The sequence below is a fragment of the Roseobacter sp. OBYS 0001 genome (assembly GCF_019654895.1).
Lineage (GTDB): Bacteria > Pseudomonadota > Alphaproteobacteria > Rhodobacterales > Rhodobacteraceae > Roseobacter > Roseobacter litoralis.
Genome location: NZ_BPES01000007.1, coordinates 48,220 through 61,766, shown reverse-complemented (window position 1 = coordinate 61,766; position 13,547 = coordinate 48,220). Strand labels below are relative to the sequence as shown.

11 protein-coding genes are annotated in these 13,547 nt (G+C 56.7%); 4 read left to right on the top strand and 7 right to left on the bottom strand.

Features of this window, described 5'->3' with window-relative positions; all coding sequences use genetic code 11:
* The first annotated feature begins 68 nt into the window (after positions 1-68).
* Complete coding sequence (clpA, locus tag K5Q35_RS14515; RefSeq protein WP_013962617.1) at positions 69-2,390, top strand: ATP-dependent Clp protease ATP-binding subunit ClpA; 2,322 nt, start codon at positions 69-71, stop codon at positions 2,388-2,390.
* A 585-nt stretch (positions 2,391-2,975) separates the two neighbouring features.
* On the opposite strand, the gene K5Q35_RS14510 is transcribed toward clpA, so the two are convergent.
* From K5Q35_RS14510 to K5Q35_RS14500, 3 genes are all read right to left on the bottom strand, one after another.
* Complete coding sequence (locus tag K5Q35_RS14510) at positions 2,976-4,955, bottom strand: peptidoglycan -binding protein (RefSeq protein ID WP_220800070.1); 1,980 nt, start codon at positions 4,953-4,955, stop codon at positions 2,976-2,978.
* A complete protein-coding gene (locus tag K5Q35_RS14505; protein WP_220800069.1) occupies positions 4,955-6,139 on the bottom strand; it encodes a biopolymer transporter ExbB in 1,185 nt (394 codons plus the stop codon). The genes K5Q35_RS14510 and K5Q35_RS14505 overlap by 1 nt, the downstream gene beginning before the upstream one ends.
* Before the next feature lie 75 nt (positions 6,140-6,214).
* Entirely contained in the window at positions 6,215-6,745 is a 531-nt protein-coding gene (locus K5Q35_RS14500; protein ID WP_220800068.1) for a gamma-glutamylcyclotransferase, read from the bottom strand.
* Between the two features lie 65 nt (positions 6,746-6,810).
* Between K5Q35_RS14500 and K5Q35_RS14495 the strand changes: the two genes are divergently transcribed.
* Positions 6,811-7,815, top strand: coding sequence for a DUF2125 domain-containing protein (locus tag K5Q35_RS14495; protein WP_220800067.1), 1,005 nt, complete (start codon positions 6,811-6,813; stop codon positions 7,813-7,815).
* Here K5Q35_RS14495 and K5Q35_RS14490 read toward each other — a convergent pair.
* From K5Q35_RS14490 to hisC, 3 genes are read right to left on the bottom strand one after another with little or no spacing between them, the layout of a single operon-like run.
* Entirely contained in the window at positions 7,812-8,591 is a 780-nt protein-coding gene (locus tag K5Q35_RS14490; protein WP_220800066.1) for an extensin family protein, read from the bottom strand. The two genes, K5Q35_RS14495 and K5Q35_RS14490, sit on opposite strands and share 4 nt — an antisense overlap.
* Positions 8,588-9,508 carry a prephenate/arogenate dehydrogenase family protein gene (locus K5Q35_RS14485; RefSeq protein WP_220800065.1) on the bottom strand — a complete coding sequence of 307 codons (921 nt, stop codon included), beginning with the start codon at positions 9,506-9,508 and terminating at the stop codon, positions 8,588-8,590. The genes K5Q35_RS14490 and K5Q35_RS14485 overlap by 4 nt, the downstream gene beginning before the upstream one ends.
* Positions 9,505-10,584: a histidinol-phosphate transaminase gene (hisC, locus tag K5Q35_RS14480; protein WP_220800157.1), complete on the bottom strand. Its 1,080-nt coding sequence runs from the start codon at positions 10,582-10,584 to the stop codon at positions 9,505-9,507. Before hisC ends, K5Q35_RS14485 begins: the two co-directional genes overlap by 4 nt.
* Before the next feature lie 299 nt (positions 10,585-10,883).
* On the opposite strand from hisC, the gene K5Q35_RS22695 reads away from it, so the two are divergent.
* Positions 10,884-12,116 (top strand): acyltransferase, encoded by a 1,233-nt coding sequence (locus tag K5Q35_RS22695; protein WP_259650546.1) that lies wholly within the window; start codon positions 10,884-10,886, stop codon positions 12,114-12,116.
* A complete protein-coding gene (locus K5Q35_RS22690; protein ID WP_259650545.1) occupies positions 12,113-12,850 on the top strand; it encodes an SGNH hydrolase domain-containing protein in 738 nt (245 codons plus the stop codon). The genes K5Q35_RS22695 and K5Q35_RS22690 overlap by 4 nt, the downstream gene beginning before the upstream one ends.
* Positions 12,851-12,913: 63 nt before the next feature.
* Here the strand turns inward: K5Q35_RS22690 and rpsD are convergent, their stop codons facing one another.
* On the bottom strand, positions 12,914-13,534 hold the full coding sequence (gene rpsD, locus K5Q35_RS14470) for a 30S ribosomal protein S4 (RefSeq protein ID WP_013962626.1): 621 nt from the start codon (positions 13,532-13,534) through the stop codon (positions 12,914-12,916).
* Positions 13,535-13,547: the final 13 nt, after the last annotated feature.

Genomic DNA, 13,547 nt, shown 5'->3' with positions numbered 1-13,547 from the left:
CTATGGTTGGATGATGGGCTGATATCCTTTGGCTCTGATACCGACCCCGATCAGAAGGAGCACACAACGTGCCTTCATTTTCAACGACACTGGAACAGGCAATCCATTCGGCATTGGCACTCGCAAATGCGCGTCGCCACGAATTTGCCACGCTGGAACATTTGTTGCTGGCACTGATTGACGAGCCTGACGCGTCCCGCGTTATGAAAGCCTGCAGCGTGGATACGGACGATCTTCGCAGGACACTCGTTGAGTTTGTCGACGAGGATCTGAGCAATCTGGTCACCGATATAGACGGATCCGAAGCGGTGCCGACCGCCGCGTTTCAGCGCGTCATTCAGCGCGCCGCGATCCATGTGCAATCCTCTGGCCGCACAGAAGTGACCGGCGCGAATGTGCTCGTTGCGATTTTCGCGGAACGGGAAAGCAATGCAGCGTATTTCCTGCAAGAGCAGGATATGACCCGCTATGATGCGGTGAATTTCATCGCGCATGGTGTTGCAAAGGACCCCGCATATGGCGAACCGCGCCCCGTTTCCGGCGCGCCAGAAGCTGAAGAAGAGACGCAGGGTGTTACCGAGGGCGAAAAGAAAGAAAGCGCTCTTGAAAAATACTGCGTGGATTTGAACGCCAAGTCCCGCGAGGGCGATATCGATCCCCTTATCGGGCGCGCCTCCGAAGTGGAGCGTTGCATTCAGGTCTTGTGCCGCAGACGCAAGAACAACCCGCTTCTGGTCGGCGACCCCGGCGTTGGAAAAACGGCAATTGCCGAAGGGTTGGCACGTAAAATCGTTGCTGGCGAGACACCCGAGGTCCTTGCAGAGACGACCATTTACTCGCTCGATATGGGCGCGCTGCTGGCCGGAACACGATATCGTGGCGATTTCGAAGAGCGCTTGAAGTCCGTGGTGTCCGAATTGGAAGATCACAAAGACGCCGTTCTTTTCATTGACGAAATTCACACTGTGATCGGCGCGGGCGCGACGTCAGGCGGCGCGATGGACGCGTCCAACTTACTGAAACCCGCTTTGGCCGGTGGTAAGCTGCGCACGATGGGATCGACCACCTACAAAGAATTCCGTCAGCACTTCGAGAAGGACCGCGCATTGAGCCGTCGTTTCCAGAAAATCGATGTCAATGAGCCTTCTGTTGAAGACGCAGTCAAGATTCTGCGGGGATTGAAGCCCTATTTTGAGGATCACCACTCCGTAAAATACACAGCGGACGCCATCAAGACGAGCGTCGAACTGGCATCACGCTATATCAACGACCGCAAACTACCCGACAGCGCCATTGACGTGATCGACGAAGCCGGCGCTGCACAGCACCTGGTCGTCGCCGCGAAACGTCGCAAAACGATTGGCACGAGAGAAATTGAAAACGTCGTGGCGAAAATCGCGCGTATTCCACCTAAAAATGTGTCGAAAGATGATGCAGAGGTGCTCAAAGACCTCGAGGGGTCGCTGAAACGCGTCGTGTTCGGTCAAAACGCAGCCATTGAAGCCCTGTCATCCGCCATCAAGCTTGCCCGGGCGGGTTTGCGTGAGCCAGAAAAGCCCATCGGTAACTATCTCTTTGCCGGACCAACCGGGGTTGGCAAGACTGAAGTTGCCAAACAACTGGCAGACACGCTGGGCGTGGAGCTTTTACGCTTTGATATGTCCGAATATATGGAGAAACACGCCGTTTCACGACTGATCGGTGCCCCTCCCGGATACGTGGGTTTCGACCAAGGCGGCATGCTGACAGATGGCGTTGACCAACATCCCCACTGCGTCTTGCTGCTGGACGAGATGGAGAAAGCCCACCCGGATGTGTACAACATTCTCTTGCAGGTCATGGATCACGGCAAATTGACGGATCACAATGGCAGAACCGTTGATTTCCGCAACGTTGTATTGATCATGACCTCCAACGCGGGTGCCGCTGAACAGGCGAAAGAAGCAATCGGGTTCGGTCGTGATCGACGTGAAGGCGAAGACACAGCCGCAATTGAACGCACATTCACGCCTGAATTCCGCAACAGACTGGATGCGGTGATCAGCTTCGCTCCATTGCCGAAAGAGGTAATCTTGCGTGTAGTCGAGAAATTCGTGCTGCAACTCGAAGCCCAGTTGATGGACAGAAACGTTACAATCGAATTGACGAAACCCGCAGCAGAATGGCTCGCTGACAAAGGCTACGATTCCAAAATGGGTGCGCGCCCGCTCGGTCGCGTCATACAGGAGTACATCAAGAAGCCGCTGGCAGAGGATTTGCTCTTCGGCAAACTTGCAAAAGGCGGCGTCGTCAAAGTGGGCGTCAAAAATGGCGAAATCGATCTGCAGATCGAAGGGCCTGACAAACCGCGGCTGGCTGGGGATAAACCTCCTCTTCTGACCGCCGAGTAAGGCGTCTTCGTTCGAAACGCTAAATTAAACCTCTCCGCTGTGAACGGAGAGGTTTTTTGCTTTTACAGCATCGGATCAACTAACCCGGGAAAATGGAGTAGCGCTGGTCTGCATGGCATAAATAACGAGCGGTCCGATCTGAAACGGCTCTCAAAAAGCTGGAAATGGATTAGGCAAGTGCTGAAAGCGATCATGCACGTCCGTTTCATGGCGACCTGCACTAACCTTAGAAAGACGTAAGCAAAATCCTGAACACCTGTGTTAAATTCCTCAAACATGAGGCTAATCAGCCGAACCAAGTCGCAGAGTCAGTTCCGCCTCTCAATTTCCCGCTTGGGACATATGTCCAATGATATTTCCGGTTGCTTCGCATTTACTCTCTATTCAACCAATACTGAGGCACCGTTTGCGTTTGGTGTATGACGCCAATGGGCCGGCACGGGGCACCCCATTTTTGATTACTTTGAAACCAAAACCCAGCCACGGGAGCTGGTAAGCGCGCAAACATACTTCAACGTGACAGCCAACCAACGACTGTCACATCCTACCTGAAAGACTACACGCCAAAACCGAACCGCTGGCGTTCTAGCGCTCTGTAAACTTCAACTCGATCCGACGGTTTTGCGCCCGTGCTTGCGGGGTGTTTTCCACTGCCACAGGCTGAAACTCACCAAACCCGTTCGCCGCAAGACGGTTCGGCGGAATACCAAGGCTTTCCACCATGTATTTCACAACGGACAATGCGCGCCCCTGACTTAACTCCCAATTGTCGGCAAACTGTCCGACACCGGAAAGGGGCAAGTTATCAGTATGACCGTCCACGCGAATGATCCAGTCAATTTCCGGTGGAATTTCATCTGCGATGCTTGAAAGAATCCGTGCAACCTTCGCGATTTCCTGCTGACCTTCGGCAGACAAATCCGCGCGCGCGGGCTCGAACAGCACCTCAGAAGAGAAAACGAAACGGTCGCCTTCAATTCGAACGCCTTCTTGCCGCCCCAGCACATCCCTCAACCGTCCAAAAAACTCTGAGCGGTATTGCTCCAGGTTCTTTGTCTCGGCGGTCAGACGCGCGGCCTCAGCCTCAAGGCGCGCCTTTTCTTCCTGCAATCTTAAGCGTTCGGCCTCTTCCAACTCCGCCCTGCGGCGTTCTTCGGCGGCCACACGTGCCAAGGCCGTGTTCAATTCCGAACCGAGCGACTGCAGTTGCACCTGTTGCGCAGTATCACGTTCTTTTGCATCGTCCAGCACCGCCTGCAAATCACCCAACTGAGTCCGCAATGCGGCAACCTGTTGGTTTAGCAGCTCTGTCTGCCGCTGCGCCCGCTCGCTGATCTGTTCCTGTTGCGCTAATTCGTTACGCGCCTGCGCCAAAAGAGATGCGCGACGCTCCGCTTCAGATGAGGTGTCAGCCGCCAGTGTTTCCGCAGCCTGCTTTGCCGCCAGCGCCGCCGCAAGTTGAGCGCGCAGTGCAGCGGCACCAGATTCGGCGTCCTGTTGCGTCTCTAAGGCCAAAGCCTCTACTGCCGCCCGCGCAGCTGCTTCCAACGCAGCCGTCCTCTGCGCGGCATCCAAGTCGGCCAAAACCTGCGCGAGCCGCGCCGCGATCAGGTCTTGCTCTGTTTGCGACGCCCTCAAAGCCTCTTGCACCGCTTGAGCCTCAGCCTCTTGCGCCTCAAACCCGTCGATCGCGAGCAACGCTGCGGCAAGTTCCTCATCCAAGTCCGCTTCTGCCGCCCGTGCCGCGGCCAATAGGGTCAGCGTCTCTTCTGCCTCTTGTCGCTGGCGTTCTAACGCCAAGGTCATTGTGGTGAGTTCAGCGTCCGCATCCTGAAGGCGCGCGCGCAGCAGTTCTGCGGCAGCAGCCTCGGCCAGCCGCCCTGCTTCCTCTTGTGACAACGCCTGAGCCGCGTCATCCACCTGCGCGGTCAATTCCAGAATCTGACCCTGTGCTTGTGTATTCTGCCCTTCGAGGTCCGCCACGAGCGCTTCAAGCGCTTCACGACGGGCCGCGGCCAACCGGGCCTCTTCCGCTTGCAAGTCAACCTCTGAGCGCGAAGCCGCCAGAGCCGAATTCAAAGCGTCCCGTTCACTGGTCAGCTCGGCTTGCGCCGCCTCCAGTGCCGCACGGGCGTCCTCCAATGAGGAAACAGTTCCCAAGGCTGCGTCCCGCTGCGTTATCAATGCCGCGACCTGCGCCTCAAAATCCGTGATCCGTGTCTGTGCTTGCGACAGGGCTTGGGCCTGCGCGTCGCGCGTCGTGGTTAAGGCCGCGATGCGCGCTTGTGCATCACCTAATGTCGCATCCAACTCACCGACACGACCCCTTAGTTGTGCACTCGTCTGCTCTTCCAAACCGAGGGCCTGCGCGAGTGCTGCAACTTCACCGGCCAGTTGGTCCAATTCGGTTTCCTGACCGGTAATGCGCTCGGTCAGGACGAATTGCACTACCATGAAAATGGTCAGAACGAACATCAGCACCAGCAAAAGACCCGTCATAGCGTCGACAAATCCGGGCCAGATCGACGCCTGAAACCGAGCACCTGTTCGCCGCGACAGCGCCATCAGCCGTCTCCGGGTGTGGTTTTACCCAAAGACCTTGGTGCGCGCGGCTTGATCGCTTCGGCGAGGCGATTGATGTCTGCGCGCAACTCGGCAAGGCTCTCTTGGCGTCCGGCAGAAATCTCTTCGAGAATGCGCAGCATCTGCACGTCAATGGACCGCAGCCGCATTCTGCTTTCCGCATCGATCCCATCGCCCTGCCCTTGCATTTCAATCAGAGCAATTAGCCTTTCCTGACCCGCAGCAACCCGTTCGAGCGCTGCACTTGCAGGATCAGACCCTTCCATCCTCTGTGTCAGCTTATCAAGCGAAGCGGCCAAACCACCAAGGGTTTGGTTTACTTCGTTTCGGCCCTGATCTGCGTGCAGGAACATTTGCTGCAGGGCATCCATCTGCTCGGTCATGTGATCGACAACACCCGCAAAGCCATGCTGATCGCCGGACGCCTCATCCCCGGAAGTAAATCCAACCCGTGTGATTGAACTGAGCCACTCTTCGAGCTCGCGGTAAAAACGGTTTTGCCCATGGCCTGCAAAAAGTTCGAGCAGTCCGACAATCAGCGACCCGGCCAGCCCCAACAGGGACGATGCAAAGGCAACGCCCATACCGTCCAGCTGGTCTTGCAGCCCGCTCATCAGCCGGTTGAAGACCTGTACACCACCCTCCCCGTCCTGCGGGGCAAGGCTGCCTATGGTCTCCACAAGGGCGGGCACAGTTGTAGCCAGCCCGTAGAAAGTACCCAAAAGACCAAGGAAAATCAGCATGCTGACGATGTAACGCGTGATTTCACGCACTTCTTCGATCCGCGTCGCTACCGATTCAAGGATGGAGCGGGACGACGAGGCATTGACCTGCATCCGTGCGCCACGCTGACGCAACAGCGACGCGAGCGGCGCCAGAAGTTGCGGTGCCTTCGTGCTGGAATCCAATGTGCCCGTCGCAAACCCTTCGATCCAGCGCACGGAACCGATCAATTGCAATACCTGATAAAAACAGGCCACAACGCCAATGGCGAAAACAAAAATGATGAAGCCGTTCAGGTAGAGATTGGCCTGAAACACGGGCAACACGCTGGGCAGTGCCAGAAAAACACCAAAGCCGGACAGTCCCAGCACAATCAGCATCAAAGAGATTTGTCTTACCGGCTGGGAAAAGACAGGTCTGGTTTCTAGGTCTGGTAACGCCATGCGTCCCCGCTCCTGACCGTTATTGTTCTGCTCTACGCGTAGTTTACACAGAAACGTAAAGGAAGTGCCAAGGATTTATGATGTCAGCGCACGAACCCGCTGACTGAGCCACTCAAGGTCAGGGTCATGCAGCCCGATCTCGGTCAAATGTTGTGCGGTGTTATAAAGGTATTCCGTGTTTGGCCCCATCCCACCGACCGCTGACGAAATGATCTGCGCCTGTTCCTCAAGGGGCAATCCACCGCAGTATTGCACATGGCCCGGATTGATCACATAGGCTACCGCTGTCACCCGGCGGCCATCGATCAGATCGACATCAAGCTCGCGTTCGAGGTAGGCCGAGGAAATCAGCTCACGCTCGCGCAGATAGGCCAGCGTCTCAGCTTCAGTACCCCCTTTGACCGCAAGTGCCACGCCCTCGCAGGCATGCGCAGGCTCTTCGTCCAGCGCCAAGACAAGACCGGGGTGCGTTTCCGAGCCACGATGGTGAATGGAGCGCATACAAAAAGAGCGCGCATAGCCGGGCAAGGTCGCCACAACCTGTTCCGCTACCTCAAAACCCGGGTTCCACAGCAGACTGCCATAGCCAAATACCCACATCGTCATTGCACTGGTTCTCCTTGCCTGCTTTGCGTAAACCCCAAAATGGCAGGAGATAAAAGAGGTATACGATGCGGCGTCTGGTTTGGTTGGGTGTTGTCTTTGCCGTGTTATGGAGCGGATGGTGGTTTTTTGCCGCCTCAGGCTTGCAGTCGGGATTGACGCGCTGGTTCGAAGATCGACGCAGCGATGGCTGGCAGGCCGAAATAGCGGACACAGCGCTTTCCGGGTTCCCTTTGAAACTGGATGTAACGCTGGAGCGGCCCATGCTGGCAGATCCCGAAACCGGCGTCGCCTTTGAGGCCTCCACAGTCATGATCAGCGCGCCGACCTATTGGCCGGGCTATGTGTCGTTGTTTTTCCCGCAAGACGAGATGCTGTTTGCCAGCCCATCTGGTCGCAGTACCTTAACGGCCGATACGGCGGTCGCCAATCTGCGCCTGCATCCGGGTGCTACATTGGAAGTGGAAGAACTGGCGCTGACGTCCGGGCCGTGGCGTCTCGACACGCCTGGCGGCAGCCTGATGTCAGCACAAGGGCTGTCTGTCGGCATGCTGCAGGACGTCGAAAACGCAAACCGGTATGCCGTGACATTGGATGCGCCCTCTTTTCAACCGGGCAGCGTGCCGCGCGCCGCCTTGCGTATCCCCACGGATTGGCCGATCGCCTTTGACAGCCTGACGATGGACATGACCGTCACCTTTGATCGCCCGTTTGACCGCAGCACACTTGAAACACAACGACCGCAGCCGCGCAGAATTGATCTGTCACTGGCACAGGCCGCATGGGGCACGTTGTTGTTGCGCGGGGCCGCAGATCTGGATGTCAGCGCCACAGGCGCCATGACCGGTGAGATTTCTTTGCAGGCAAAAAACTGGCAGGAAATGCTGGTCTTGGCCGAAACTGCGGGTATTTTGCCCCCAGCCCTCAAGCCGCAGGCAGAGAACATTCTGCAGGCACTCGCACGTGGCAGCGGAAATCCGAATTCAATAGATGTTACCCTGTCACTGCGCGACGGGACGATCTTTCTGGGCTTTATACCGTTGGGGCAAGCCCCCCTGCTCATTCTGCGTTAACGGCAGTAGGGGCCACTGCGATACCGGGCTGTGTCAAAGTGAAAGTGATCCCGGTGAAACCGATCTGATTCCGGCCCAAGCACTGTACCGAATGGCCCACATGCGCCCCTGTGCAACTGACGCATTGCTTTCGATGTGGCCGGATCATTCCATCCGCTGCGCACCGTGACCAATGTGCCGTCGCGCATCTGCAAACCTGAAATATCGATGGCGCGCCCTTTACCATGTTCAGAAATGCGCCCACCCGGTCGGTTGTTGCGTGTTCGGCACGCGTAATGCGCCGCCACGCGGATGTTCTTCAACCCGCCCCCTTTGCGCGAAAAAGCAGGTTTGGCCGTATCATCAATCCATGTTTTCAACGCCTTGGCCGTGCCGCAATCCATCACGGAATGTTGGCTCAACGCGATGCCGGACACGGCGCGGATGCGCACGGCATCTGCGACGCCGCATCCCGTCTTTGAACCGGGCACACGGCCCACAACCACGCCCTGAATATCAACATCGCCGCAGACCGCGCCTTTCTTGCGCAGCCGTTCTTGTGCGCGGGCAATGCGGCGAAACTTTCGCGGTCGCACTTCTGGTCGGCGTGACTGAGCAAGCCCGCGTCCACTCCCAACGGCCTCTCGTGCGGCGGCATCTCTTGGGCGGGGGGTGATGGCACCGGACGCCTCCAGTTGCGGTCCCGCGCTGTCTCGTTGAACAGGGCGCAAAGACGTATCCGGCGCCGCAATCGCGCCCCCGGCTAACATCGCAAAGGCAAAGACCAGCGATTTCATGGGCCGGATTTCTTGCGGCCAAAGTCCGGCGCATCCGTGTCCTGCCCCGCTTCGATAATGCCGCGGCGAATGGCCCGCGTTCGCGTAAAATACTCATGCAGATGATCGCCATCCCCGGTGCGGATCGCGCGTTGCAGCGCGAACAGCTCTTCGGTGAAACGTCCGAGTATTTCCAGCGTCGCGTCTTTGTTGGACAAGAAAACATCGCGCCACATGGTCGGATCGCTCGCCGCGATGCGGGTAAAGTCCCGAAAACCGGCAGCGGAGTATTTGATCACCTCCCGGTCGGTCACCCGGCTGAGGTCATCGGCCACGCCCACCATCGTATAGGCGATCAGGTGTGGCGCATGGCTGGTGACGGCGAGGACAAGGTCATGATGGTCTGCCTCCATCTCCTGCACGTTACTGCCAATGCCTTCCCAAAAACTGCGCAATCTATCGACGGCCGCTCGGTCTGAGCCCTCAACCGGGACCAGCAAACACCAGCGTTGGTCAAACAGTTCCGCAAATCCGGATTCAGGGCCGGAGTGTTCGGTTCCCGCCAGCGGATGTCCGGGGATGAAGTGGACGTTTTCAGGCAAATGCGGTCCAACACTGTCGATCACGTCGCGTTTGACCGATCCCACATCCGTCACGGTCGCCCCCGGTTTCAAATGGGGAGCGATTTCAGCGGCAACCTGCCCCATCACCCCGACCGGCACGCAGAGCACCACGAGATCGGCGCCCGCGACGGCGTCAGCCGCGCTGTCGTAGACATGATCACACAGGCCAATACGCCGGGCGGTCTGACGCGTCGCATCAGATCGCGCATAGCCCGTCACTTCACCAGCGAGCCCCTTGCGCTTGATGGCCCAAAACATGGACGACGCAATCAGGCCCAGCCCGATCAAGGCCACCCGGTCGTAAATCACGCTCATGAAACCCCCTTAAAGCGCGCCAAGGCATCGAGCACACGCGTCACATCATCGGAGCGGCCCACGGTGATACGCAACGCTTCGGGAAAACCGTACCCTTTCACGATGCGCACCAGAATGCCCTCGTGCTTGAGATGCGCATCTGCCGCCAATGCTTCGGCCTCGTCAGCAAACCGTGCAAGCACAAAGTTGGCATGGCTTGGATCGCAGGCGATGCCAAGCTGGTTCAACCCGCCCATGAGCCGCACCCGCTGCGCCGCGTTTTCCTGCAGGCATGTCTCAACAAAGGCACGGTCGTTCACCGCAGCCTCGGCCCCTGCCAGCGCGACCGAAGACAGGTTGAACGGACCGCGCACACGGTTGAGCACGTCGATCACCTCTTGCGTGGCATAGGCCCAACCGACACGCAGACCACCAAGGCCATAAAGCTTTGAAAACGTGCGGGTCATCACCACATTGTCGAATTCATCGACCAAAGATGCGCCCCCATTATAGCCCTCGAAAAACTCGGCATATGCACCATCCAGCACCAAAAGACATGTGGGCGGCACCGATTGCGCAAGGCGTCTTAACAAATCCAGTCCAATCGCCGTCCCCGTCGGATTGGCCGGGTTGGCAATATAGACCAGACGTGTGGCCGGGGTCAGCCGGTCGATGATCGCGTCGATATCCACGGTTCTGTCTGCTTCGGGCGCCACAACAGGCGTCGCCCCTGCGGACAAGGCAAAAATGCGGTACATCGAGAACCCATGCTCGGTATAAAGCACTTCATCGCCCGGCCCGGAATAGGCCATCGCGAGCAAGCTCAGCAACTCGTCAGAGCCGACGCCGCAAATAATGCGCTGCGCATCAAGCCCGTGCGACTGCCCGATGGCCATCCGCAGTGCGCTGTGATCCGTTGAGGGGTAGCGGTGCAGATTAAGCGCTGTTTCAGCGACTTTCGCACTGGCTGCCGGACTGCACCCGGATGGGTTTTCATTCGAGCTGAGCTTGAGAGGCTCTGCCTGCCCGTCAATTTTGGATGCCCCGCCCTGATACAGTGCAATATCCATAATACCTGGCTGAGCGGTAATCCTCATCGTCATTGGGTTATCTCCTGTCGCGCTGACAGATGGCGCGTTTGCGGGGCAGATAGCAACTGCAAAAGGGCTTCGCAAATGCAGACAGGGGATGCAATATCCTGAATTCACAACATCAGACAATTTTCCCCCAACGGGTGATGATCCGTTGAAAACCGCACGTCCAGACCACCTGGGATCGACCATCGCTGCGGTGCATCCCAGCTTGATTGTTTTTTCATCACGCTTTTCAACTTTATCGGAGTAGCTCGTGGCACCGGCAGTTGAAATCCCACCCGATTAAGTGAGAGTTGCACGTTATGCAGTATCGCGCCGATATTGATGGTCTTCGCGCCATCGCCGTTTTGCCCATCGTTCTGTTCCACCTGGGCGTTACCTCGCTCTCTGGGGGGTTCGTGGGTGTTGATGTATTCTTTGTGATCAGCGGGTATCTGATCACGTCGCTGGTGCTGAATGATATCGACGCAGGCAGGTTTTCGTTCAAAGCGTTTTATATGAAACGCATTCGAAGGCTGGGGCCCGCGCTGCTTGTGACTTTGCTTGCGACGCTGCTGGTCGGCATTTTTATTCTATCGCCTTCTCTATTAGAGGCATTGGCAGAATCGTCCCTTGCGGCGCTGCTATCGGTATCGAACATTCTATTCTGGTCGGAAGCTGGTTATTTTGACGCCGACGCCATCTATAAGCCTCTGTTGCACACCTGGTCACTTGGGGTGGAAGAGCAGTTCTATGTGGTTTGGCCTGTGCTGCTTTTGCTCGTTTCGCACTTTGGGCGCAAAGCGCTGGGGGCGCTTTTGCTGGCGTTATCTGTCGCCAGCTTGATCGCCTCAGAAATGATGCTCAACACCGCGCCGGAAACCGTATTCTTTCTCGCCCCGTTTCGCATATTTGAATTTGCCTTTGGTGCAGGCCTCGCCCTTTTCCCGGTGCGTAACACAGGCACATCTTTCCTGCGATCCTCAGCGTCCGTCACAGGCCTTATTGCAATCCTTGCATCTGCATTTCTTTATACGAAAGAGACGCGCTTTCCCGGAATTGCAGCCCTTGTGCCTTGCGTTGGCGCAGCACTTATCATCTGGGCCGGTCCGGCGGGTTGGATGAACAAGCGGTTGACGCTCGCACCTTTGGTTTACATTGGCCGGATCAGTTATTCGCTTTATCTGGTCCACTGGCCTGTGGTTGTTAACTATGCGTATTTGTACCAGATGCCTGAAAACCCCACCGAAGTCATCGGCTTGATTGTCTTCGTCCTGGCGCTGGCCAGCGTGATGTATTTCGCGGTCGAGCAGCCCTTTCGGAAAAAACGCCAAGTCGCCGCGAAAGCAACTTTCCGGGTTGGAAACCGCGCAGTGGTCTTTAGTCTCATGGCTGCGAGTGCCACTCTTGTGAGCACGGCAGTTTTTGTGGATCAAAAGGACGGGCTACAGGACTGGTTACCTGCAGAAATGATCGCTTTTGAAGAAACCCTTCGCCTCAAAAAAAAGCACGTCGAAAAGCCATTCGACAGGGGACCTGTCATTTTACAGACATGAGCCGTCAGGAATACGTGGATGCGCTGGACGCCTGCGCACCCGAAGCGCTTGATAATCTGATCGTGGTTTACGGAGACAGCCATGCAGCGGGCATATGGTCGGCCCTGTCCCGCGGCTTGCCCGACCGGAATGTCATGCAGATTACAGCGGCAGGATGTTCTTATGGGGGCCTCAAGAAGACCTCAAAAAAGTGTACGGATTTTGCAGAGATCGCATCAAAGTGGATCATAGATCATGCAGATAATATTGAAGTAGTCGTGTATTCTCAACGTGCCAAAAGCTTGCTTAACGGTGCCCCAGAAGAAAATCTGACGACCTTAACGGTGGCGTCTGGCGCGCTTGAAAACGTACGAAAAAGCCTGGAAGCCATCCAAAATACGGGCACATCTGTGATCTATTGGGGTCCGCGACCCGAATTTCATCCCGCTCTGGGGATTGCACTTGGCACGGTTCAATCGATTGAGCATCTAAAAGCCCGATACGCCTTGCTCGATATGAGTGCATTTTTGGAGCTTGATACCGCGCTCAAGGCTGAGTTCAAAGACTCGCCCGTGACCTACATCTCCAGCTACGATGTGATTTGCGCGCCCACATGCACTTTCCTGAGCGAGGATGGAGGGCCACTGATCGTAGACTACGGCCATTGGACAACGACAGGCGGTGACGAGGTCCTGCGTGCAATGCGCAAAAAGCACAACATCCTTGGCGAATTGCTAAACCAGCAAAAGATGTGAGCGCAAAAAAATGGCCGCGCCGGATTTGCCAGCGCGGCCATTTTTTGATCTCTTCGAAGAACTTTAGTTCTTGGCGTAGAATTCGACCACGAGGTTCGGTTCCATCATCACCGGATAAGGCACATCGCCCAATGCCGGGGTGCGCACGAATTTCGCGTGCATTTTGGAATGATCCGCCTCGATATAATCTGGCACGTCGCGCTCGGCGAGTTGTGTGGCTTCGATCAGCGCGGCCATCTGTTTGGAGCGGTCACGCACTTCGATCACGTCGCCTTCTTTTACGCGGTACGATGGGATGTTCACGATCTGGCCGTTCACACGGACGTGCTTGTGGTTCACGAACTGACGGGCAGCGAAAACGGTTGAGACGAATTTTGCACGGTACACAACGGCGTCAAGACGACGTTCCAGCAGACCGATCAGGTTTTCACCCGTGTCACCTTTTACACGCTCTGCTTCCGCATAGATGCGGCGGAATTGCTTTTCCGTCAGGTCGCCGTAATAGCCCTTGAGCTTTTGCTTGGCGCGCAGCTGGATGCCGAAATCGGAAATTTTACCCTTGCGGCGCTGACCGTGCTGGCCGGGGCCATATTCACGGCGGTTCACGGGGGATTTCGGACGACCCCAGATGTTTTCGCCCATGCGACGGTCAATTTTATGTTTGGCAGACGTGCGTTTGGTCACGGCTGATCTCCTT

Bases quoted from the DNA above. Each gene is read 5' to 3' on its own strand.
- K5Q35_RS14510 (WP_220800070.1), bottom strand. From the start codon at position 4,955: ATGGCGCTGTCGCGGCGAACAGGTGCTCGGTTTCAGGCGTCGATCTGG.
- K5Q35_RS14505 (WP_220800069.1), bottom strand. From the start codon at position 6,139: ATGGCGTTACCAGACCTAGAAACCAGACCTGTCTTTTCCCAGCCGGTA.
- K5Q35_RS14500 (WP_220800068.1), bottom strand. From the start codon at position 6,745: ATGACGATGTGGGTATTTGGCTATGGCAGTCTGCTGTGGAACCCGGGT.
- K5Q35_RS14495 (WP_220800067.1), top strand. From the start codon at position 6,811: ATGCGGCGTCTGGTTTGGTTGGGTGTTGTCTTTGCCGTGTTATGGAGC.
- K5Q35_RS14490 (WP_220800066.1), bottom strand. From the start codon at position 8,591: ATGAAATCGCTGGTCTTTGCCTTTGCGATGTTAGCCGGGGGCGCGATT.
- K5Q35_RS14485 (WP_220800065.1), bottom strand. From the start codon at position 9,508: ATGAGCGTGATTTACGACCGGGTGGCCTTGATCGGGCTGGGCCTGATT.
- hisC (WP_220800157.1), bottom strand. From the start codon at position 10,584: ATGAGGATTACCGCTCAGCCAGGTATTATGGATATTGCACTGTATCAG.
- K5Q35_RS22695 (WP_259650546.1), top strand. From the start codon at position 10,884: ATGCAGTATCGCGCCGATATTGATGGTCTTCGCGCCATCGCCGTTTTG.
- K5Q35_RS22690 (WP_259650545.1), top strand. From the start codon at position 12,113: ATGAGCCGTCAGGAATACGTGGATGCGCTGGACGCCTGCGCACCCGAA.